15 protein-coding genes are annotated in these 22,437 nt (G+C 62.0%); 8 read left to right on the forward strand and 7 right to left on the reverse strand.

All coding sequences use genetic code 11. From position 1 onward, the window contains the following. Positions 1-12: 12 nt before the first annotated feature. Positions 13-6,144, forward strand: coding sequence for a DUF5801 repeats-in-toxin domain-containing protein (locus B3M58_RS06015; RefSeq protein ID WP_296217665.1), 6,132 nt, complete (start codon positions 13-15; stop codon positions 6,142-6,144). Between the two features lie 729 nt (positions 6,145-6,873). Here B3M58_RS06015 and lapD read toward each other — a convergent pair. The 4 genes from lapD to B3M58_RS06035 form a co-directional block, all read right to left on the reverse strand. Continuing rightward, positions 6,874-8,823: a cyclic di-GMP receptor LapD gene (gene lapD, locus B3M58_RS06020; RefSeq protein ID WP_296217666.1), complete on the reverse strand. Its 1,950-nt coding sequence runs from the start codon at positions 8,821-8,823 to the stop codon at positions 6,874-6,876. Positions 8,824-8,832: 9 nt separating this feature from the next. Further along, the gene (gene lapG, locus B3M58_RS06025) at positions 8,833-9,525 is read right to left on the reverse strand and encodes a cysteine protease LapG (protein WP_414704054.1); all 693 of its coding nucleotides are present in this window, start codon (positions 9,523-9,525) and stop codon (positions 8,833-8,835) included. A gap of 205 nt (positions 9,526-9,730) precedes the next feature. After that, positions 9,731-10,129, reverse strand: a complete 399-nt coding sequence (locus B3M58_RS06030; protein WP_296217668.1) for a YbaN family protein — start codon at positions 10,127-10,129, stop codon at positions 9,731-9,733. A gap of 9 nt (positions 10,130-10,138) precedes the next feature. Then, positions 10,139-10,726 (reverse strand): YecA family protein, encoded by a 588-nt coding sequence (locus tag B3M58_RS06035; protein WP_296217669.1) that lies wholly within the window; start codon positions 10,724-10,726, stop codon positions 10,139-10,141. Between the two features lie 152 nt (positions 10,727-10,878). Between B3M58_RS06035 and recQ the strand changes: the two genes are divergently transcribed. The 7 genes from recQ (at position 10,879) to B3M58_RS06070 (ending at position 20,211) form a co-directional block, all read left to right on the forward strand. After that, a complete protein-coding gene (recQ, locus tag B3M58_RS06040) occupies positions 10,879-13,005 on the forward strand; it encodes a DNA helicase RecQ (protein ID WP_296217670.1) in 2,127 nt (708 codons plus the stop codon). Between the two features lie 104 nt (positions 13,006-13,109). After that, complete coding sequence (locus tag B3M58_RS06045) at positions 13,110-14,270, forward strand: GGDEF domain-containing protein (RefSeq protein WP_296217671.1); 1,161 nt, start codon at positions 13,110-13,112, stop codon at positions 14,268-14,270. Between the two features lie 194 nt (positions 14,271-14,464). Continuing rightward, positions 14,465-15,481: a DUF2804 domain-containing protein gene (locus tag B3M58_RS06050; protein WP_296217672.1), complete on the forward strand. Its 1,017-nt coding sequence runs from the start codon at positions 14,465-14,467 to the stop codon at positions 15,479-15,481. 85 nt (positions 15,482-15,566) lie between these two features. Then, entirely contained in the window at positions 15,567-16,001 is a 435-nt protein-coding gene (locus B3M58_RS06055) for a MarR family transcriptional regulator (protein ID WP_296217673.1), read from the forward strand. Further along, positions 16,001-17,404 carry a DHA2 family efflux MFS transporter permease subunit gene (locus B3M58_RS06060; protein WP_296217674.1) on the forward strand — a complete coding sequence of 468 codons (1,404 nt, stop codon included), beginning with the start codon at positions 16,001-16,003 and terminating at the stop codon, positions 17,402-17,404. The genes B3M58_RS06055 and B3M58_RS06060 overlap by 1 nt, the downstream gene beginning before the upstream one ends. Positions 17,405-17,674: 270 nt before the next feature. Next, positions 17,675-19,753 (forward strand): FimV/HubP family polar landmark protein, encoded by a 2,079-nt coding sequence (locus B3M58_RS06065; RefSeq protein WP_296217675.1) that lies wholly within the window; start codon positions 17,675-17,677, stop codon positions 19,751-19,753. Positions 19,754-19,920: 167 nt separating this feature from the next. Further along, entirely contained in the window at positions 19,921-20,211 is a 291-nt protein-coding gene (locus B3M58_RS06070; RefSeq protein WP_296217676.1) for a SelT/SelW/SelH family protein, read from the forward strand. Positions 20,212-20,323: 112 nt separating this feature from the next. Here B3M58_RS06070 and B3M58_RS06075 read toward each other — a convergent pair whose 3' ends face one another. The 3 genes from B3M58_RS06075 to B3M58_RS06085 all read right to left on the reverse strand — a co-directional run bounded on the left by B3M58_RS06075 (position 20,324) and on the right by B3M58_RS06085 (position 22,341). Continuing rightward, on the reverse strand, positions 20,324-21,175 hold the full coding sequence (locus B3M58_RS06075; protein ID WP_296217677.1) for a DMT family transporter: 852 nt from the start codon (positions 21,173-21,175) through the stop codon (positions 20,324-20,326). Beyond that, positions 21,172-21,507 (reverse strand): tRNA-binding protein, encoded by a 336-nt coding sequence (locus B3M58_RS06080; protein WP_296217678.1) that lies wholly within the window; start codon positions 21,505-21,507, stop codon positions 21,172-21,174. The genes B3M58_RS06075 and B3M58_RS06080 overlap by 4 nt, the downstream gene beginning before the upstream one ends. Positions 21,508-21,588: 81 nt before the next feature. Further along, positions 21,589-22,341 carry a helix-turn-helix domain-containing protein gene (locus B3M58_RS06085; RefSeq protein WP_296217679.1) on the reverse strand — a complete coding sequence of 251 codons (753 nt, stop codon included), beginning with the start codon at positions 22,339-22,341 and terminating at the stop codon, positions 21,589-21,591. Positions 22,342-22,437: the final 96 nt, after the last annotated feature.

The following is a 22,437-nucleotide window of genomic DNA, read 5'->3' on the forward strand; positions in this document are numbered from 1 at the left end:
ATCGAAGACGACGTGCCGGTGCAGGCTGGCGTGCCGGGCGAGCGTCCAGTTGTCTCCGGCCTGGTGCACGAAGATGCGCTGGGTACTGGTAATGCGGAAGGCGATGCCGATCCGGCGCAGACCCTGACGGTCAGTGGTGATGTCGGTGCGTTGGATGGTTTGGTGGCATTTGGCGCAGACGGCCGTGGTGGTTTCCAGCTGAGCAGCGATACGGGCGGTTTGTCTGGTTTGATGCTGCAGTCGGGCGGGGTTGACTTATTTTACAGCGTGAGTGTTTTCGAGGATACCGGCATCAGTATCCTGACGGCCACCGCCGGCGAGGGCGGCGCCCCGGTGTTCACCTTGCAGGTAAACGCCGATGGCAGTTACGCGTTCAATCTACAAGGTCCGCTGGATCACCCCGAGACGAGTGATGACGACAGCGAAACCCTTGGGGCCGCGGGTATGGCCATCGACTTCTCCAGCATCCTGATCGCCACCGATGGCGATGGCGACCCGCTGGCTGATGGTTTCGAGTTAGGCAGCTTTGTCATCGATGTCGAGGACGATGTGCCGGATGCCGATGACGAGCACGTGAAGAAGGCGCTCGACGACGAGGGTTTGGCGGGCGGCATCAATGGTGGGGTAGGTGATGTGCCGGGCGCGGCGACCAGCGTCAGCGGCACCCTGGATTTTTCTGCCGGCGCCGATGGCCTGCAATCGATCGAACTGACTGGCCCGGACAGCCTGGGCAGCGAGGCGGTTACCTCGGTCTGGGATGCTGGCAGCAATACCCTGACCATCTCTTCGGGGCGCGGCGACTTGCTGACCGTGCAATTGAACCCGTTGACCGGTGGTTACCTGGTCAGCCTGTTGCAGCCGCTGCTGCATGAGGAAGGCGGGGCGGAGAACAATATCCAGCTGACTATCGGCTACACCGTCACCGACGGCGATGGCGATACCGACAGCGCCACCCTGTGCGTGACGATTGACGACGACACCCCGAGCATCTCGCAGGGCGAGTTGTCCGACAGCTCCTATGTCACCTATAACGGCAGCGATGCGGGCTTCAGCAACAGCTACGGCTACTACATCAAAAACCCAGACGGCAGCCCACAGAGTGGCAAGGTGATCTGGGCGAATGTCAAAGCCCAGGCGATTGGCGATACGTTCAGCCTGGATGGGTTGGACCCTGAGAATGTCGGCTTCTTCATCATTCCCCATGGCGGGCAGAATCCGGGCCTGGACAATGGCGATGCAGTGACCTTCCAGTTCGTGGCGGGGCAGTGGCAAGCCGTGCTTGACGGCACACCGTTGAGTGGCGCCGACGGCGCCCATGTGCTGTTCAGCGACGCCAGCCTCAACCCGGGTGGTGCGCACCTGCAAGACACCAGCGATCCGGGTAATCAGAACTGGGAAGACCAGACCAACAGTGCGGATTGGGATTACAACGACGTCAGCACCACGGTCACCTGGGGCGGACAGTTGCAGGTCGACGAGAGCTTCTTGGACGACAATGCCACGCGTGATTTCAGCGGCGTATTCAACGTCCAGCCGGGCGCCGATGGCCAGCGTAGCCTGACATACCAACTGGAGATCGCCGCTGGCGATCCTGATAGCGGCCTGGTGGATTCCGGGCTGATCGATACGCAGACCGGGCAAGCGGTGTTCCTGAGCCTGACGGATCAGTGGACCGTTGAAGGCCGCAATGCCGATGGCGATCTGGTGTTCACCGTCAGTGTGGATGCCAACGGTGTGGTGACCCTCGACCAGGAGCGTGCGATCAAACACCCGACCAGCGATCCCGACGAGCTCAAGTCGCTTGCGGCCGACCTGATCGGCTTGACCGCCACGGTGACCGATAACGATGGTGACTCCGCGTCCAGTACGCTCGACCTCGGCCCACTGATCAGCTTCAAGGATGACGGCCCGCTGGCGATTGACGACATTGCCAGCACGCTGAGCGAGGGTGCCGTAGCGGCCAACGTCGCCAGCGGCAATGTGCTGGATAACGACCAGGCCGGTAATGACGGCGGTAAAGCCTTTGTCGGCTGGAACAGCAGCGCCAATGTCGCCGCGATGGCCGAGTTGGCCAAATACGGTGCACTGGTGCTCGACCCGGCGACCGGCGGCTACAGCTTCACGCTGGATAACGATGATCCCGACACGCTGGCGTTGGCTGAGGGCGCAACCATCAGCCAGAGCCTGCAATACACCATGCGCGATGCCGACGGTGATATTTCCACCGCCAACCTGACGTTCACCATCGTGGGGGCCAATAGCGTCGTCAGCATCGGAGGCTTGGATGGCGCCGAGCTAACGGTCGACGAACAGCATTTGGCCGACGGCAGTGCACCGAATGCCAGCGCGTTGACCCAGACGGGCAGCTTCGACATCTCTGCGCCGGATGGTATCGACACGATCAAGATCGGTGGCGAACCCGCCTTTACCTTTGCCCAACTGCAAGGCGCGAGCGCTGCAAGCCCATTGGTCATCGACAGCCCAGCCGGGGTGCTGAAAATCGTCGGTTTCGTCGGCACCAGCGCCGGCGGCACGGTGAGCTACGAATACAGCTTGCAAGATGCCTCGGCGCACCCCGATGGTAACGCTGAGAACAGCATCACCGAGCAGTTCGCCATCGAAGTGACCGATCGCGATGGCGACAGCGACAGTGCCAGCCTGGATGTGACCATCATCGATGACGTGCCGACCGCCAAGGACAATCAGCTGTGCACCACCGAGAGCGGTTTGCCGCCGTTCAACCTGACCCTGATCATCGACACCTCGGGCAGCATGGCTTTCGCGATCACCGCTGACGCCGACGGCAATGGCACCCTGGAAACCACCGACCGCCTGACCGTGGTCAAGTACGCCCTGGAGAGCCTGCTCAACAGCTATGTGGCCCTGGGTGTGCCGCTGCAGATTCGGGTGATCGAGTTTGCCTCCGATGAGTCGCTGGTGATCGAGACCGATGATGCGCAGGAGGCCATCGCCGCCATCTGGGCACTGAATGCCACGGGCAACACCGATTACGACGATGCGCTGGATTACGCGCGCGACGAGTTGCAGGGCGATCTTGCCAATCCGGCGCTGGATGGTTACGTCAACCGTGTGTACTTCCTGTCCGATGGCGCGCCCAACGAAGGCGATGCGCCGGCCAGTTGGCAGACTTTTGTCGACGGCAATGGCATCGATGTGATCTCCGTGGGGATTTCCGTCAGTGGCAATAGCGATGCTATCGCCGAGTTGGACAAGGTGGCCAACAGTGGTGAAGACCCCGTGTTGGTCGATGACCCCTCCGACCTGACGGCGACGCTTCTGGATACGGTGCCGAGCCCGCTGGAAGGCAATGTCATCGACGATCTTGGGCCAGACGGCGTGGATGTGGCGGGGGCCGATGGTCCGATCAGCGTTATCTCCGTCAGCTACACCAATGCCGATGGCGACACGGTGACGGTAGCGGTTCCGGCCGGTGGCTCGACGGGCCCGTTGACCACCCTGCTGGGCGGCACTCTGGTCATGTCCAGCGACGGCACATACACCTACGCCGCCCCGGCGGATGTCGTCGACGATGCCAACGATGTGTTCACCTACACCATCGAGGACGCCGACGGCGACACCTCCATGGCCAACCTGACCATCTGCATCGAAGACAGCGCGCCAGTGGCCAAGGACAACAGCATCTGCGTGCCGGAGCTGAGCCTGCCGCCGTTCAACCTGACCCTGATTCTCGACACGTCCGGGAGCATGGGTTTCAGCATCGTTGCCGATGCGGATGGCGATGGCGATACGGAAAACACGGATCGCTTGACCGTGGCCAAGTACGCCCTGGAAAACCTGATCAACAGCTACGTGGCCTTGGGTGTGCCATTGCAGTTCCGGGTGATCGAGTTTGCCTCCAATGAGTCGCTGGTGATCGAGACCGATGATGCGCAGGAGGCCATCGCCGCTATCTGGGCGCTGAATGCCGAGGGCAACACCGATTACGACGATACCCTCGATTACGCTCGCAGCGAGCTGCAGGGCGACCTGGCGAACCCGGCGTTGAGCGGTTACGTCAACAAGGTCTACTTCCTCTCGGATGGCGAGCCCAATGAAGGCGGGACACCGGCCAGCTGGAAAACCTTCGTCGATGGCAATGCTATCGACGTCATCTCCGTGGGGGTTTCCGTTAGCGGCAATGCGGCGGCGATCACCGAATTGGGCCGGGTGGCCAACGGTAGCGAGGGCGCGATCCTGGTCGACGATCCATCCGACTTGCTGGCTACTCTGGCCGGTACGGTACCGGTGTCGGCGACCGGCAATGTGATCAGCGATGTCGATGCCAGCGCCGGTGCCGATCAGCTCGGCACAGATTTGCCGGTCACCCTGACGGCAATCAGTTTTGTCATCGATAACAGCCAGGCCGCTCAGTATTCATTGGCGGGCGCCACGGTAACGGCCATCGATGGCTCGACGTCGACGGTACTGTTCAACGTACCGGGCAATGGCACTAACCTGACCTTTGCAACCCCGGATGGCGGTGTGTTGAGTATCAATAGCGGCGGTGCCTACAGCTACACCGCGCCGTCTAATGTGCCGCCAGGAACCGAAGAGGTCTTCACCTACACCATCGAAGACAGCGATGGCGATCCGTCGAGCGCCAACCTGATCATCTGCATCGAAGACCTTGGACCGGTGGCTTACGACAACAAGGCTTATGTCGAGCAATCGGGTGCAGTGATCGGTAACTTCGAGCTGGGCCTGACCGGCTGGCAAACCATCGGTCATGTCCAGGATCAAGGCTACAACAACAGCTTGAGGATCGAGGGCCTGCGCTCGGCGTTGGTGAGAAGCGATGGCGCGGCGGTCGATGCGGATGTCATCGAGAATTTCCTTGGCCTCGGTGCCGGATCGCTGACCGCTGCGCTGCGTAGCTACGAAGGCTCCAACACTAATAACGTGGCCATCGAAGGTGGGGCGATCAAAACCTCGGTCGAATTCAACCCAGGCGATGCGATCAGCTTCCAATGGAATTTCGTCACCGATGAACCGCAAAGTGATAAGTACGATGACTTCGGTGCTTTCCACATCAGTAATGGGAGCGATTCGGCGCTGGTCGTTCTGCGCAGCGCCGACGATGCCCTGGGGAGTGGCAGCGGCACTGGTTTCAGCCGGCAAAGCGGGGTGAACAGCTTCACCTTCAACGTGCCCGGCACATGGGGCGCTGGGCTGTATACCATTGCCTTCCTGACGCTGGACGATTTCGACGACAAGACCAAGAGCGGCTTGACCATCGACAATATCGAGGTCAACGGCGAGCCGCTGGCGCTGCTCAACCGGGTGTCGGGCAACGTGCTGCTCGACCCCAACAACGACGCCGGTAACCTTGACCCGTTGGGCGCGCGTGACGACCTGCACGACCATGCAACGCTGTACTCGATCAGCCACAACGGCAGCGACTACCTGCTCAGTGCAACGGGCGTCGAGTTCGCCACGGAGCTCGGCGGCTGGTTCAAGATCGCTACCGATGGCAGCTATACCTACACCGCCGCAAGCGGCGTCACAGGGGTCGAACAGGAGGCCTTCAGCTACACCGTGCGCGACGAGGATGGCGATATGGACAGCGCCGTGCTCACCATCAACGTGGCCCAGGATGCGGCAGCGATGCCGCTGGTGATCACTGGCACGAACGCCAACAACGCGAACCTGCAGGGGGGCGTCAACGACGATGTGCTCAACGGCCTGGGGGGGAACGACACGTTGCGCGGGTTGGCCGGCGACGATTTGCTGATCGGCGGCACCGGTAACGACAACCTGTATGGTGGCACCGGCGCCGATACCTTCCAGTGGCTGGCCGGACACACGGGCGCCGACCGGGTCTTCGACTTCAGCTTCGCCGAAGGCGATACCCTGGATTTGCGCGATTTGTTGTCGGGTGAGACGGACAGTGCGGACTCGCTGGATAACTACCTGGTGTTCTCGGTGAACAGCGGCAGCACGGTAATTGGCATCAGCCCCAGTGGCACGGGAGCGCCGAGCCAGTCCATCGAACTGGTCAACGTCGATCTGTCCCAGCATTATCTGGGAGTGGCCGGCAACGGCATCGTCTCCGGCGGCAGCGATACGGCGACGATCATCAATGGTTTGCTCGGCGACGGCGCCTTGCAGGTGGATACGGTCTAACAGAGCGTTGAACAATACTCTGTAGCCGTTATGTGCCGATGGCAAAACGTAGCGTGGGTCGCCCGACCCACGCTACAGCTAACGCCTACATAGCCTTGAGATATGTAGGCGAGGCCGTCGAGACCGGGCAACACGGCTGCAACGCAGTAACAGGCGCCGGCTGGCGCGCAGCGCGCACTTTGGGCGGGGCGCCAAGCCTGGGCGCATTCGCGCCGTTTTTAACGGCTTGTCGGTAATAGATCCTAGTGTCGCGATACGAATAGTCTGCCGCTTTCCGTGGGAGGGGCTTCAGCCGCGATACTTCAGTGTCCTCAAGGTCAATCGCGGCTAAAGCCGCTCCCAAAAGCCTGGCGTTGCAATGTCGGAACACGACAGGCGCAGGCTCGCGGCGCCAAGCGCAACGTAGGTTGCTAGTGTCGCGATACGAATAGTCTGCCGCTTTCCGTGGGAGGGGCTTTAGCCGCGATACTTCAGCGCCCTCAAGGTCAATCGCGGCTAAAGCCCCTCCCACAAGCCTGACGTTGCAATGTCGGAACACGGCAGGCGCATGCTCGCGGCGCCAAGCGCTGAGCGTTCAGGCACCGCCAGCGTGGGGCGGCGCATCTGGGCACGTTGCACCGCTGGTGGATGAAGGCGTAACGGATCGCGCGCCTAACCTGCGCGGCTCGACTCACCCTACGAGGTTACTGTGCATGGGTTTCACGCACGGCCTTGTTTCACCCGGCACCGCTAGCTACCAGGCCAAGGCGCCGGCGCACCGATCAGACGGCCCATGGCACCGTCGATACCCAGTTCTTTGAGTGCCTCCAGTTCCCCTGTGGTCTCCACCATCTCGGCCATCAGCGGCAGGTCGATGCTGTTGGTGGCCCGGAAGATTGCCTCGATAAACAGGCGTTTATCGCTTTCCTGGTCGATGGCGCGAATGTAGGTGCCGTCGATTTTCAGGTAGGCCAAGCCGAGATGGGTCAGGTTGCCGATCAGGCTGAAGCGGCCACCGAAGTGTTGCAGACCCAAACTGAAACCCGCGCTGCGCACGGACTTGCTGAGGGCTTCCAGTTCGGCGGCAGGCGGCAGGTGACGTTCGTCCACTTCGAGGGTCAGCAGCTCCGCGTGTTGCGGGTGCTTTTTGAGTATGTCGAGCAGGCGTGCCTGACTGTCGGGCTCGCGCAAGGTGGCGGCCGACAGGCTCAGGGCCAGAGGCTGTGGGTGTTGCGTCAGGTGCGCAAGGCTGTGTTCGAGCATGGCCAGGTCGAAGCGCGCGGCCCAGCCGAGGCGTTCGATCCAGGGCAGAAAACGCCCGGCGGCAATCGCCTCGCCTTGCGGATCGAGCAAGCGGGCCAGCACTTTGTGGTGCAGCACATTGTTCAGGTCGGCGCATTCCACCACCGGCTGGAAATACAGCTGCAATTTGCTTTTGTTCAGTGCGTTGTCGATCCAGGCCCGCCAGTCGTGCAGTCCCTGGCCGGCTTGGCTGTTGAAGTCATTCAGCCGCGTCCAGGGTTTGCTCGGGTCGCTTTGTGCCTGGGCCAGGGCCTGATCCGCGCGGCCGATCACTTGGGCGGGCTCTTCGCCAGGGCGGAAGGCGGCAATGCCCATGTGCGCGACCGGGGTGCAGTCGCTGGCAGCGGTTTGCCGCAGGCTTTCCAGGCCTTCGTGAAGTTCGCGTGCCAGCAGTTCAGCATCCTCATTGCCAAGACCCGGAGCGAGCAGGCTGAATTCACCACCACGGCTGCGCGAGGCCAGCCAGTCGGCGCGGTTGGGCTGCTTGAGCAGGCGTGTCAAAAGTTCGCCAATCGCCCCGATCAGGGCATCGGTACGCTGGCCGCCGAGGCGTTGATTGAGCCCGCCGAGGTCGTTGACCCGCAGCAGTAACAAGTAACCATCGGCACTTTGCTCGCCGACCACCAGTTGGTTGGCCAAGCGAATATCGAACTGGCGGCGGTTGGCCAGCCCGGTCAGGCTGTCCTGGTAGGCTTCTGTGCGCAGCTTTTCGCTGCGTGCCGCTTCTTCGGCGAACAGGGTTTTCAGTTTGGCGACCATCTGGTTCATGGCCGTGACCACGCGCTTGAGCTCCGGGGTGCGCGGCACCTTGGGCAGGGTCAGAAACTCGCGGCGGGTAATCGCCTGGGCCTGTTGCACCATGGTGTCCAGCGGGCGCAATTGGGTGCGCAGCAGCCAGCCGCCGAGAACCGCGCTGACCAACCCGCACAGCAGCAGCCAGGCCAGGCTGCCGAGGGCGCTGTCCCACAGCTTGGCCAGGGCGAACTGTGGATGGCTCAGCACCTCGACCCGCGCGGCTTGATCCCAGCCGCGCATGATCAGGGCGTCACCCCCTTGCGGTTTGAGGTCGACCAGTTCGACAAACCAGCTCGGCACCTGATCGGAGGCTAGCGTGGTGCGCCGCTCGATGATGGTTTCATCGCTGGGGATGCGCACCACGCGGATGCTGGCGAAGTAGCCGCTGTCGAAGATCGAGCTGACCATCAGTTCGATCATGGCCGGATCGTCGACATGCGGTGTCATCGACAGGCCCAGGGCAGTGGCGGCGTCCTGGGCGTGAGAGCGCAGTTGGCTGATCAGTTGCTCGCGGGAGCTTTCCACTCCCGCGATAAAACTGCCGGTGAACGCCACCACCAGAAACAGGCAGATGGCGAGAAATAACTGTTTGAGTAAGGACATAGCGTTCTCCTAGCCTTCGCCGATGGCGAAGCCCTCCGCGCGCATTTTTTTCAGTAGGTCCTGCCAGCGTGAGAGTTTCTTGGTGTCACTTTTCTTGCTGCTCGAGCCCGGTAGATACAAGCCTTCGGCATTGAAGGCGTACACCGGGAGGAGGTCTTTGCGTTGCGAGGCAGGGCGAATTTCGTTGATCAGGTTATCCAGCACCAGCGGCTCGGCGGCAGGGCTGGCGTAGTAGGTCAGCACCATATGTGCCTGGTTTTGGCGCAAGGCTTTGACGTAGGTAATGCGCAGCTTCTCGCTGGGAATGCCGAGGCGCCGCAAGGTGAAGTACTTGGCGATGGAGTAGTCCTCGCAATCACCCGCGCCTTTGACCAGGGACTCGATGGGCGTGGCCCAATAGTCGTTTTGCCGCCAGTTGCGGCTGTCATCGGCGAAGCGCACCTGCCGGTTGAAGAAGCGGTTGACCTCGGTGAGTTGGTCTTTTTCAGGCAGGCCGCCGCTGGCGCTGATCAGCGCGTCCCAGGCTTGAATCCGCTCCTTGGCGGCACCCAGGCTGCCATAGCGGGTTTCGGCATTCTGCAGGATCACCGCAAAGTCCCAGTTGGCCAGGGCGCTGGCCAGCCCGATCAGCAATAGGCTCGCCCCCAGCCACATTGCGTGCAGGCACCTAGGCCATCCATGAGTGCGCTGCCGTGGCTGCATCTGCCGCGTCTCCGCCAAAGATGAAGCAAAGTCTAGGCGGTGCGCCGGCATCTTGCCGAGGCATAGTGGCCTGTGTGGTTGGTTCTCTTGGTTAATGTCGGCGTCCGCGGTCGTGATGCGGCGTTGGCGCTCCTCGGCATAACCCGAGATGACTCGAGCCGGCCATGAGTGGCAGATCGTCGCGTGTCGCGTGTCGCGTGGGGGGTCAAGGGTTTGGCAGGGTTTTCTGTTTGAGGATGTACAGGCTGACCAGTAGTGCACTGGTGAGCATAAAAGCCCGCGCCCAGATCATCGGCACCAGGTAGCAGGAGAGCGCGATGCTCAGCCACATTGCGCTCAAGGCATACACCTTGGCTTTGCGCGGAATACCCTGACCTTCCAGGTAGTCGCGAATCCATGGGCCGAGTTGCGGGTGGTTGACCAGCCACAGGTAGAAACGCTTCGAGCTGCGCACGAAGCAGGCGGCGGCCAACAGGAGGAAGGGCGTGGTCGGCAGTACTGGAACGAAAATACCGATCACGCCAAGCACTACGCTCAGCCAACCGATGGTCAGCAAGGCATAGCGAATGGCGGGGTTGCGGTTTTCCTGAATATCACGCGCCATGGCGCGGGCTTAGTGGTGACGCGGTTTGAGCAGGGCCGGTTTTTCTTCCGGGGCGTTGCACAGCAGAAACAGCGCGGTCAGCAGCTCGGGAATCTGCTCGACCATGCTGTCCACCAGATCGCGGTCACGGGCGATTTCGGCGAACTCCGGCTGTTCGTCGAACAGGCCCGAACCGACCATGATCGGCAACAGCAACTCGCTGACTTCGTCTTCGGCGTCGTCGAACCACACGGCTTCGCGCAGGAACACCCCTTCCATGAAACCGATGCACCAGCCGCGCAGGTCGGAGTCGTCCGGGTCTTCGCCGAGGTCGAGCTCACAGGGCATTTCCGGGTCGTCGTCGCTGGCCAGTTGGCGGGCAATGTGTGCTTGCAGTTGCAGCAGGGTCGCCTCGATGTCGTCACGCTCCGCATCGCTGCGGTAATGCGGCGGCTCGGAGAACAGCGCATCAATCCATTCACGCTCCGGCACTTGATCCGGGCAGATCGACAATGCCGTGAGGTAGCCGTGAGCGGCCACGTAGTCCAGTGCCTCTTCATGCAGCTCATCGGCGTCGAGAAAGGCTTGCAGGCGTGACAATTGCTCGGCGAAGGACATCGGGGGCTACCTTGAAGAAGTAAACGAGGCTGAATTCTAGTCCAGTGCCGCCACAGCGACCATAGCCCTGAGCAAATGCGCGGCGTAAACAGATCAAAACTCAGCCAGGCAAGCACTTGCGTATAATGCGCGGCTCGCTTCGGAGACCTTTCATGCTCGACCACGCAGTACGCATCCTAAAAGACGTTTTCGGCTATGACAGCTTCCGTGGTCGGCAGGGGGCGATTATCGAGCGCGTGGCCGCGGGCGGCGATGCCTTGGTGCTGATGCCGACCGGGGGTGGCAAGTCCTTGTGCTTCCAGGTGCCGGCGTTGCTGCGCGAGGGCTTGGCGGTGGTGGTGTCGCCGTTGATCGCCTTGATGGACGACCAGGTCGCCACCCTCGACGAGTTGGGCGTGGCGGCGGTGGCGCTGAACTCGACGTTGAGCGCCGAGGAGCAGCGTGAAATCGCCGAGCGGATCAACCGTGGCGAGATCAAGATGCTCTACCTGGCCCCCGAGCGCCTGGTGCAGCCGCGTATGTTGGCGTTTTTGCAGCGCCTTGAAATCGCCCTGTTCGCCATCGACGAAGCCCACTGCGTGTCGCAATGGGGTCACGATTTTCGACCCGAATACCTGCAACTGGGCCAGCTTGCCGAGTTGTTCCCCCAGGTGCCGCGGATTGCCCTGACCGCTACGGCGGACATGCGCACCCGCGAAGAAATCGTCACGCGCCTGCATTTGCAGAATGCCGAGCGCTTTTTGTCGAGCTTCGATCGGCCGAATATCTTCTACCGCATCGTGCCCAAGGAGCAGCCGCGCAAGCAGTTACTGGCATTTTTGGGGCCGCGCAAGGGCGATGCGGGCATCGTTTACTGCCTGTCGCGCAAGAAAGTCGACGAAGTGGCTGCCTTCCTCAGTGAGCAAGGATTCCCGGCGCTGCCCTATCACGCCGGGTTGCCCAGCGATTTGCGCGCCTATCACCAGAAGCGCTTCCTCAACGAGGAGGGCTTGATCATGGTCGCGACTATTGCCTTCGGCATGGGTATCGACAAGCCCAACGTGCGTTTTGTCGCCCACCTCGATCTGCCGAAATCCCTGGAAGCCTATTACCAGGAGACCGGTCGTGCCGGCCGTGATGGCCTGCCGGCGGATGCCTGGATGGCCTATGGCCTGCAGGATGTGATTTTCCTCAAGCAGATGCTCAACAACTCCGAAGGCGACGAGCGGCATAAGCGTGTCGAGCAGCACAAACTCGACGCCATGCTCGCGCTCTGCGAGGAAACGCGCTGCCGGCGTCAGGCGTTGTTGGCCTATTTCGACGAAGAGCTGCCGAATCCTTGCGGCCACTGCGACAACTGCATCGACGGCGTGCAAACCTGGGATGCCACCGAGCCGGCGCGTCAGGCGCTGTCGGCGATCTACCGCAGCGGCCAGCGCTATGGCGTTGGTCATCTGGTCGATTTGCTGCTCGGTCGCGACAACGACAAAGTGCGCAACCTCGGCCATCAACACCTCACGGTGTTTGGCGTCGGCAAGGCGTTCGCCGAGGGTGAATGGCGCTCGCTGTTTCGTCAACTGGTGGCGCGCGGTCTGGCCGATGTCGACCTGGAGGGCTATGGCGGCTTGCGCCTGTCCGACAGCTGTCGCCCGCTGTTGCGCGGTGAGGTGAGCCTGCAACTGCGGCGTGACTTGAAGCCGCAGCAAAGCGCCAAAGCCTCCAGCAGTGCGGCCAGCCAATTGGTGCGTGGCGACGAGCGCGAGCAGTGGGAAGCCCTGCGTGCGTTGCGCCGCAAGCTGGCGGAAGAGCATGGCGTGCCGCCTTACGTGATTTTCCCCGACGCCACCTTGCTGGAAATGCTGCGCAGCCAACCCAGCACCCTGGCCGAGATGGCGCAAGTCAGCGGCGTCGGTGCGCGCAAGCTGGAGCGCTATGGCGACGCGTTTCTTGAGGTGCTCAGCACGGGTGCCGAGACGCCGCGTGCGGTGGTCGATCTGCGTCACGAGTTGGTCAGCCTGGCGCGCGCGGGCATGACCCCTGCGCAAATCGCCAACCAACTCAAGTGCAGCGAAAAGAATGTCTACAGCCTGTTGGCCGAGGCCATCGGGCGTCAGCAGCTGTCGCTGGAGCAAGCCTTGGATCTGCCGGAAGACCTGCTGGGCGAGGTGCAGGAAGCCTTCCTGGACGGCGAGGGCGAGTTGCCTGCGGTGGCGGCCATCAGTGAGTTGTTTGCCGGTCGGGTCGCGGACGGTGTGCTGCATTGCGTGCGGGCGGCGTTGCAGGCGGAGTTCGAGGCCTGACGCGGCACGGCGTGTCGAGTAAATGGCGTCATAAAGCCGGCAAGCTTGTGACGCAGTTGGCGAACGACTAAGGTGTCCACAGGCCTCCCAGAGAAGAGGTAAACGTGTCGCTTCCACACGCCTGGCTCGACGATGTACATCCCAGCCCCTATGCCGACCAGCTCGCCTTGGGCTTTCACCTGTTGCGCTTCACGCGGCCGCTTGAGCGCGAATACCGCGCTTATATGCTGGAGGATAACTTCGATCTCAAGCGCATCGCACTGAGCGTCGGCATGGTTCTGTGGGTCATGTTTGCCGCGCTGGACTTCGCCATGGTGCACAGCCCGGAGGTCTGGTGGATGCTCGGCGTGCGTCTGGTGGTGTTCGTCCTGCTGGCAATCTGCGCCTGGCTGATCCTGCAGCGCGCGCATGTGCACTTGCTGCTGCCATTGAGTCTGCTGTGCATTCTCGCGCTTGGCATCGGCGCTGCCCTGGTGGTCGGCATCGCCCACCGTGCCGATCCGAATTACCCCTATGAAGGCTTGCTGTTGGTCAGTATGGCGGCCTATTTCCTGGTCGGTTTGCGGCTCAGCGAGGCATTGGCCTGCGCCCTGGTGGTGTTGCTGGTGTATATCGGCATCGAGCTGTGGGCAGGGTTGCCAACGCCACGCCTGATCAACAACGTGTTGTTTCTATTGTTTGGCAACCTGATCGGCGCGGTCGGTTGCTATCTGTTGGAGTTCAAGTCACGCGAGCATTTTCTGGTCAGTCGCCTGATGCGTGTGTTGGCCGATCACGACAGCCTGACCGGGCTGCACAATCGACGCAGTTTCAACCGCCAGTTCGAGCGCTTGTGGCGCCAGGCGCAGCGCGAGGGGCAATCGCTGGCCTTGCTGCTGTGCGACCTCGATCATTTCAAGGCTTATAACGACCGCTACGGGCACCAGGCCGGCGATAACGTCTTGCAGCGGGTCGGTAGCCTGCTTCTCGACGCGGCGCGACGTCCCCTGGACATGTCGGTTCGCCTGGGCGGCGAAGAGTTTGCCGTGCTGCTCTACGACATCGGCGCCGCTGAAGCGTGGCAGCGCGCCGAAGCGCTGCGGGCCACCCTGGAAACCCTGAATATCCAGCACGAGCGCTCGGATACCGCCAGCATGCTGACCATGTCGATTGGCGTGGCCTGCATTCAACCCAATGAAGCGGGTGAACTGGCAACGCTTTACGAGCATGCCGACCGTGCGCTGTATGAAGCCAAGGCGTTTGGGCGCAATCAGGTGGTGGCCTGAAGCGGCGCGTGAGCTTCGGTTCGCCGAGCAGCTGCCCAGCCCTGAAGCCTGTCCTACTGGCTAAGTGAGCTGGCTACAGCGGCCGCTGGGTGCGGTGGCCGATTTTGCCGCTATCCCTGGCGCCTGCGGTGAGTGCCTGGGCTGGAACGTCAGTGCTAGCATCGCCCGGGTTTTCTTCTCGAGCGCTTTCTCCCATGGACCGACTGATTCAAGCCAATGGCCAGCCGCATTACGGCATCTTCCCGCGCGCGCCGGGGGCGATCAATTACCGTGATTTCGACTTCCGCTCACCCATGGGGCGGCGTCTGGGCGCCCTGGCCAAATGGCGGCGTTTCCACCAGTTTCAGTATTTCGGGCTGATCAGCGAGCAGCTGATTGGTGGTTGTGCGCTGGCCAACCTGAGCCTGGCCGGCATCGGTTTCGTTTACCTGTTCCACCCGGCCAGCGGCCGCATGATCGAGCGGCAATTCAAGCTGCCGCTAGGGCTGGGCACGCGTTTTTCTCAACAACCGAACGCGGGTGTCTGCGAGTTGCGCAGCGGCGGCAACCTGTTGCGCTTGGAAAACCATGCGTCATCGCTGGAGAAGCGCCTGCTGGTCGAGTTGGATGATGGCACGCGCATCGATGCCTGTTTCTCCGAGACCGAGCCGGCGTTTCAGCCGATGTGCATCAACACGCCGACGGCGGTAAATGGCTGGGTGTATGCGCAGAAGGTGGCGGGTGTGCGGTGCACTGGGCAGGTCAGCAGCGCGCTGGGCGATTTCGATCTGGCGCAGCTCGAGGCGTTTGCTCATCACGATTGGTCGGCCGGCTACATGCGCCCGGAAACCCATTGGAACTGGGCATGTCTGTCCGGGCAGGCTGGCGCCCAGCGCGTCGGTTTGAATCTCTCCTGCGGGGTCAACGAAACCAGTTTTACCGAGAATTGTTACTGGCTCGACGGTGAGTTGATCAAGGTCGACACGGCGCGCTTTGCCTTCGACCGCGATCAGCCGCTACAGCCCTGGCAGATCAGTTCCCATGACGGCCAGGTAGACCTGCGTTTCGAGGCGCGTGGGTTGCACCAGGAGCGCCTGAATCTGGGCATTCTGGCGAGTAACTTCAAGCAGATTTTTGGCCAGTTCAAGGGGGTCTTGCGCCCCGTTGGCCGAGCGGCGGTGCCGATCGACAACCTGTGGGGCTTTGTCGAGGATCAGTATGTGAAATGGTGAAACATCCAGGCTCTTGCTCTCTGGGTGGCGGTTATGGTTAGCTGGCTAATAATTAGTTTTTGATACTTATAAGAGTCGGTTATTCATGTCGCAGTTAGATCAACACCGTTTCGCCATGCAATTAGCGCAGTTATCCCGTTCCTGGCGCGCCGAGTTGGACCGTCGCCTGGTCGGGTTGGGTCTGTCCCAGGCCCGTTGGCTGGTCTTGCTGCATCTCGCACGCTTTCAGGAGTTACCCACCCAGCGTGAGCTGGCGCAAAGCGTGGGCGTCGAGGGCCCGACCCTGGCGCGCTTGCTCGACAGCCTGGAAGCTCAGGGGCTGGTCAGCCGCCACGCGGTGCCGGAAGATCGGCGCGCCAAGAAAATCGCCCTGAGCCCCAAGGCACAGCCGCTGATCGAGAAAATCGAAGCGATCTCCACTCAGCTGCGTCTGGAGCTGTTTGCCGGGATTGACGAGGAAGAGTTGCGCCGCTGTCAGCACGTTCACGCACGGATTCTGAGTAACCTGGAAAAGCGCTGATGCAGCACGATTTGCCGGCATTGCAGGCCCGTTTCGGCGCGCGCTACCCCAGGTGGCTGTTGGGCGTGCTGATGATCGGCAGCATGGCCATGGTGCTGGCCTCGACCAGTATCAATGTCGCGTTGCCGGCGATCATGCAGGACTTTTCGATTGGTCGGCCGCTGGCCCAGTGGCTGTCCACCGGTTTTCTCGCCGCGATGACGGCTGGCCTGTTGCTGGCGGCCTGGGCGCAAGCGCGTTTGGGCGCGCGGCGTACCGCGCAAGTCGGCCTATGGCTGTTTATCCTCAGCTCCTTATTGGCGCTGGTGGCGCAAACGGCCTGGCAACTGATCGCTTTGCGCATCGTCCAGGGACTGTGTGCCGGGATCGTCCAGCCGCTGGCCATGGTGCTGATCTTTCGCGTGTTCGCTGACGGCGGTCGTGGCATGGCGCTGGGGCTTTATGGCCTGGGCGTGATGATCGCGCCTACCCTGGGGCCCACCATTGGTGGTTATTTGGTCGATCACTTCGGCTGGGCGGCCGTGTTCTGGCTGCCGTTGCCGATGTGCCTGCTGGCGCTGCTAGGCGGGCAGTGGCTGCTGCCGACACAACGCGAGAGAACCACGCCGTTTCTGGATGTATGGGCTTTTGTCCTGTTATGCGTGGCGTTGTTTGCCTCGCTCGGTGCCTTGGCCGAAGCGCAGCGCTTCGCTTGGCAGGAGCTGCGCGTTTGGGCGCCAAGCCTGCTCGGGGTGGTGGCGGTCATTGGTTTCTTTAGGCGCAGCCGGCGCAGTCTCAAGCCGCTGCTGCCCTTGCGGGTGTGGCGGCATGCGGGGTTTCGTAATGCCAGTTGGGTGGCGTTGACCCTGGGCATGGGGTTGTACGGTTCGACCTACCTGATACCGCTGTACCTGCAAACGGTCGAAGGCTACAGCGCGGGGCGCGCGGGCTTGTTACTGCTGCCAACCGGCGTACTGATGGGTATCGCGTCGTTTGCCGGTGGCTGGCTCAGCGATCGTCTGTCGGCAGCTGTGCTGTTGATCAGTGGCGTGTTGGTGTTTGCCCTGTCGGCCGCCGGCTTCGGCTGGCTTGAGCCGGGGGCCTCGTTCGCGGTGTTGTGTTTCTGGGCTTGTCTCGGTCGGGTGGGGCTGGGCATCTTGTTGCCTGCGCTGAGCACCGCTTCGTTGGATATGCTCAGCCAGGAGGAGCTGGCCCAAGGCGCTGGCGCGATCACCTTCGTGCGCCAGTTGGGCGGGGCGTTCGGGGTCAACCTGCTGACTTTCTTCCTCGAATGGCGTCACCGCAGCGAGGGTGCCGATCTGGCCGCCGAGGCAGTGGCTTTTCAGCAGAGTTTCTGGGTGATGGCGGCGGTGTTTGCCCTGACGGTGCTGGCGGCCTGGAATGTTCGGTCGACAAAGCGCTGACAGCTGGTCGGCTTCTGCGATGGCTTGTCAGTTTATTGACTGCGTCTTTGCGCATTTGCGTATGATGGCTATCTGCCTAACCGCTGTGCGCGACGAAAGTGCGCAAGCCTGTAAATCATGGCCATACTCGATTACTAGCCGGGCTGGACACGGAGCGTTTCTCCCGACGCAAGAATGTGCTGCGTCATCTACGTTCACCACTGATTGGATGGACACGTTAAGTCGTGTAGTGGTGCAACTATGCCGGCGTGGAGTTAGCGGAGAGTTCATATGACTCCAGTTCGCCAATTGCTGCTTGGTTTGGCCTCTGGCTCGGCCTTTTATTCGGGCTTGGTGCCGGCCTTGGGGCTGGGTGAAATCACCTTGCATTCGGCGTTGAATCAGCCGTTAGACGCTGAGATCAAATTGCTCGAAGTCGGCGACTTGAGTGCCAGCGACCTACTGGTTCGCCTCGCGTCTGCCGAGGTGTACAGCCGCTCTGGGGTTGATCGCCTGTACTTCCTCAATGACCTGCGTTTCACCCCGTTGCTGCGTGGCGGCAACAGTGTGATCCGGGTGGTGTCGAGCCAGCCGGTGCGCGAGCCTTACCTGAATTTCATCGTTGAAGTGGCACGGCCCAATGGCCAACTGCTGCGCGAATACACCGTATTGCTCGATCCGCCGGGCTCTTCGGCCTACCGTGCGGTCGCTACGGTGCCGGCTGTTGCCGCAGCGCCAGTGCGCACAACGCGTGAGCCCACAGCAACCACCTATGCGCCACCAAGCGTCATGCCTGCCGCCGAGCAGGGCGCGCGCTATCAGGTCAAGAGTGGCGACAGCCTGTGGGTTATTGCCGCGCGTTTGCGCACGGCGGGCAGTGAGGCCTCGCAACCCGCGTTGATGCAAGCGATCCATGCGCTTAATCCGCAAGCCTTTAGCAACGGCGATATCAACCGTCTTCAGGCTGGCGCCGACTTGCTATTGCCGGATATCGCCAGTGCTGAGGCAAACAGTGCGTCAGCCGCAGTAACAGCGGCGCCAGTGGTCGGCGAACAGCCCCTCGCGCCTCCTGAGCAACCGCTCGACCCACAAGTGGAAATGCTTGCCCAAGTGCAGCGGCGAGTGGATCAGGAGTTGGCCAATCAGGCGGCGGAGAACCTGCAACTGCAGCAAAGCCTTGCCGATTTGCAGGCGCAGATGCAGCAGTTGCAAGTACAGATGAGCGACAAGGACCAGCAGTTGGCAACCTTGCAGGCGCAGTTGGCGACCGGCCTGGCGCCTGTTGCGGCGCCTCAAGCATCGACCGTGGTGGACAGCGACATAGAAGCCGTTAGCGCCGCGCCCAGCGCACCGGCAGTCGAGCCGACGCGCAACTGGATCGGTGCAGGGTTTGCCGCATTGGTCGTTCTGCTAGCCGGCCTGCTGGGTCTGCTTGGGTGGACGAAGCGCCGTGCGGTTCAACCCCCGCAACCGCACCAGGCTGCTGCCGCAGCGGTGGTCATCGAACCTGAGCCGTTCGTCACGCCGGTGCAACGTGAGGCCGTGGCACGCATTGCTGAAGTGCCGATGGTCGCGCCCGAGCGGTCGGCCAGCCCGACCGATGCCTTGGAAGGCGCCAATATCTATATCGCCTACGGCCGCTTCAGCGAGGCCGCGGCGACGCTGCGCAAGGCTTTGGATGTACAGCCGCAACGCAGCGACATCCGTTTCCGCTTGCTGGAGGTGCTGGCGCAGTTGGGTGATGCTCAGGCGTTCACCCGCGAAGAGAGCATTTTGCGTAATGCCGGCTTCACTGCGGCGCGAATCGAGCAGTTGAAGGCGCGTCATCCCGGCCTGTTGGCTGACTCGCCGCGCGACTCTTTGGACGATGCTGTGCTGCAATTGGACGAGTCGCAAGCGCAGCCGACAGCGGAGGCAGGTAAGGACGATGATTTCCAACTTAACCTGGATGATTTGTCCTTGGATGCGGATTGGGATCTGGTCAGTCCATTTTCCCCAGGTATGCGCAGCAAGGCGGCACCCGCAGTCGCGCAGGATCTTCCGGAAGTCTTTGACATAGCTAGCAATAGCGATGTGCGTAGCCCTTTTGCCGACTCGATGCTGGTTGAGGAAACCTCGTCCGAAGGGTGGTTGCAAGATGAGCTGGATGAGGCCTTTATCAGTCAGCCGCACGCCGCCGAGAGTGTTTTGCTGAGCGACCTCGACCAGTTGGCCGGCAGTCGCGATAACTTGGCCAAGCTCAACCTCGCCTTGGCCTACATCGAGCAGGGCAGCCTGGAAAGCGCCTGCAATATCCTCAATGAGGTTATCAACGATGGCGACGACGAGCAGAAGCAGGAAGCCCGCGAGCTGTTAGCCAAGATCGCCTAGCGGCCTCGTCAATATGGTCTGCGTAGGCGCGGGCTAAGGCGTAGCGAAACCCGGCTGAGCGCCTCGCTCCTGAGGGAAGGGGCAGGTCAGCGCTCGCTCGGGTTTACCCTCTGCATTCTGTATTCGGCCGGCGTTATCATGGCCACCCCGTCTATCCGAGTCGCGTTATGTCCCAGCCAAAAGCCGAAGTGGTCATCACCTACTGCACGCAATGCCAGTGGCTACTGCGTGCCGCCTGGTTGGCCCAGGAGTTGTTGTCGACCTTTGCCGATGAGCTGGAAAAAGTCAGTTTGCAGCCGGGCACGGGTGGGGTGTTCCGTATTACCTGCGACGGTGTGCAGATATGGGAGCGCAAAGCCGACGGTGGCTTTCCTGAAGCCAAGGTGCTCAAACAGCGGGTGCGCGACCAGATCGATCCGACGCGAGACCTTGGCCACAGCGACCGCCCGCGGCCATGATGCGTCGTTGCCAGCCTGACGCGGCGCACCCTGGCGAAGGCATCACGGGTACGCAGTTGTAGATGACTCTATGGCGCCGGAGTACTCGGCGCCGCCGTTTTAGCCGTCTGTCTCAACGCGCCATGCGCGCCGAGACAAAAATCGCCAGGATAATCAGTGTGCCGCCCGCGAGCATGCGCAGGGTTGGCACTTCGCTGAACAGCCACCAGGCAAAGCCAATGCCGTAGACCGGCTCCAAGGCGAAAATCACCGCGGCGCTGCGGGCCTTGATCACCCGCAAACTGGCGACGAACAGGCTGTGCGCCAAACCGGTACAGAGCACCCCGAGCATGGCCAACCAGAACCAGTCGAGCGCACGCAAGTCCGCTAACAGCGGCCAGGCGAACGGCATGAAGCAGAGCAATACCGTCACGTTTTGGCACAGCGCCGCCTTGACCGGATCCAGACCTTGGGTGCTGGCGCGGTTGAGCAGCGAGAGCAGGGCGAACAGCAAGCCTGACAGTACGGCCCAGAGCAGGCCTACGGTGGCATGGCTGCCAAGGTCGAAACTGGGTGTCACCAAGACCAGGCCCACGCACACCACACCTACCATGGCGAACTCGCTGGGCCGCGTGCGCTCGCGAAACAACAGGCCTTCGAGCAGTACGGTGAACGCCGGAAAGCTGGCAAAACCGAGTGTGGCGATGGCCACGCCAGAGACCTTCACCGCTTCGAAGAAGGTCAGCCAGTGACTGCCGAGCAGCAGGCCGCCGAGTGCCAGCATTGCTAATTGGCGGGCGCTGGGGCGGTTGCCGTGGCTCTGGTTGAACAGCTGGGCGAACAGCGCCAATGCGATCACGGCAAATACGGCGCGACCGCCGACGATGGCCAGCGGCGCGGCATTCACCAGTTTGCCGAAAATCCCCGAGAGGCCGAACAGCAGCGCACCGAGGTGAATCGCCAGCAGGGCGTTGCGTTCCGTCATGCCAGGCGCGCCCCGTTGGGCAGCGGTTTGTCGAAGCTCGCCAGCACCACGCGGTTATCGGCGTCGTAGACGCCCGTTACCAACACCTCGGAGCGAACTCCGGCAATCCGCTTGGGCGCGAAGTTGCACACGCAGAGCACTTGGCGGCCGATCAATTCGCCGTGTTGGTAATGCGCGGTCAGTTGCGCGCTGGAGGTTTTCACGCCGAATTCGCCGAGGTCGACTTGCAGCACATAAGCCGGCTTTATGGCTTTGGCGTTGGGCGTGGCAGACAGCACGGTGCCCACGCGTAACTCCACCCGTTGAAAGTCGTCCCACTCGATGTGCTGCATAGCGCCTCCTGATTCATTGCGCTAGCAGTCTAGGGTGCGCATGCAGCGCTGTCTGTCGCTGGAATCGCGGGCTTTGTCGCGTTACTCGCGGGCCTGGCGCAGGGCGCGAGGGGTGAGCCCAAAGTGCCGTGAGAGGGCGGCGGTAAACGCGCTTTGCGAGGTGTAGCCGACCCGTGCGGCGATGTCGCCAACGGCCAGCAGGCTGTTCTGCAGCAGGTGACGGCCGAGGTGCAGGCGTCGACTGCGCACGTACTCCATCGGCGTATGCCCGGTTTCGCTGAGAAAGCGTGCATGGAAACGTGCCGCGGACAACCCGGCCAGACGCGCCAGGTCGATGACCTGCAAGGGGTGCGCGGCATGTTGGTCGATATGCGCATCAATCGCCGCCAGCGGCAGGCATTGGGTTTCCAGGCGCGCCGAGTGCTCGTTCGCCAGGCTGGCCAATAACAGCGCCGCGCCTTGTTGAGCGATCACCGGGTCATTGATCGGGCTGGCGGCCAGCCAGCTGACCAGCTGGCTTTGCGCGGGGCTGAGGTGCAGTGCGCCGGGGGTATCGAGCAGGCGTCGACTGGCATCGGCGTGGCCGCCCAGGTGCTGCTGCAACCACTGTTCGGACGGTATATCGAGCACCAGGCACTGGCTGCCGTGTCTGCTGCCGCAGGCGTGTTGTGTGTCTGGCGGTACCACGGCGAGGGTTTGGCGGATGACTTGGCTGCCGCAGCCGGCGATTTCGAAATCCAGCTGTCCGTTCAGGCCGAACACCAACTGCGCATGGGCATGGCTGTGGCTGAGCAACTCATGGCTGTAGTGACGCAGAGAGAGCAGCGAAGGCATGGCGGGTTCCTCGAACAAGGCGATGAGTCTATCAGGCTGTTGCCGCGTCTAGCAGGCCGTTGAAAAACTACCTACGTTGCCGATACGGCGTTAAAA

Origin of the sequence: Pseudomonas sp. UBA2684, from assembly GCA_002354655.1 — a bacterium.
Taxonomy (GTDB): Bacteria; Pseudomonadota; Gammaproteobacteria; order Pseudomonadales; family Pseudomonadaceae; genus Aquipseudomonas.

Bases quoted from the DNA above. Each gene is read 5' to 3' on its own strand.
- lapD (WP_296217666.1), bottom strand. From the start codon at position 8,823: ATGTCCTTACTCAAACAGTTATTTCTCGCCATCTGCCTGTTTCTGGTG.
- lapG (WP_414704054.1), bottom strand. From the start codon at position 9,525: ATGCAGCCACGGCAGCGCACTCATGGATGGCCTAGGTGCCTGCACGCA.
- B3M58_RS06030 (WP_296217668.1), bottom strand. From the start codon at position 10,129: ATGGCGCGTGATATTCAGGAAAACCGCAACCCCGCCATTCGCTATGCC.
- B3M58_RS06035 (WP_296217669.1), bottom strand. From the start codon at position 10,726: ATGTCCTTCGCCGAGCAATTGTCACGCCTGCAAGCCTTTCTCGACGCC.
- recQ (WP_296217670.1), top strand. From the start codon at position 10,879: ATGCTCGACCACGCAGTACGCATCCTAAAAGACGTTTTCGGCTATGAC.
- B3M58_RS06050 (WP_296217672.1), top strand. From the start codon at position 14,465: ATGGACCGACTGATTCAAGCCAATGGCCAGCCGCATTACGGCATCTTC.
- B3M58_RS06055 (WP_296217673.1), top strand. From the start codon at position 15,567: ATGTCGCAGTTAGATCAACACCGTTTCGCCATGCAATTAGCGCAGTTA.
- B3M58_RS06060 (WP_296217674.1), top strand. From the start codon at position 16,001: ATGCAGCACGATTTGCCGGCATTGCAGGCCCGTTTCGGCGCGCGCTAC.
- B3M58_RS06065 (WP_296217675.1), top strand. From the start codon at position 17,675: ATGACTCCAGTTCGCCAATTGCTGCTTGGTTTGGCCTCTGGCTCGGCC.
- B3M58_RS06070 (WP_296217676.1), top strand. From the start codon at position 19,921: ATGTCCCAGCCAAAAGCCGAAGTGGTCATCACCTACTGCACGCAATGC.
- B3M58_RS06075 (WP_296217677.1), bottom strand. From the start codon at position 21,175: ATGACGGAACGCAACGCCCTGCTGGCGATTCACCTCGGTGCGCTGCTG.
- B3M58_RS06080 (WP_296217678.1), bottom strand. From the start codon at position 21,507: ATGCAGCACATCGAGTGGGACGACTTTCAACGGGTGGAGTTACGCGTG.
- B3M58_RS06085 (WP_296217679.1), bottom strand. From the start codon at position 22,341: ATGCCTTCGCTGCTCTCTCTGCGTCACTACAGCCATGAGTTGCTCAGC.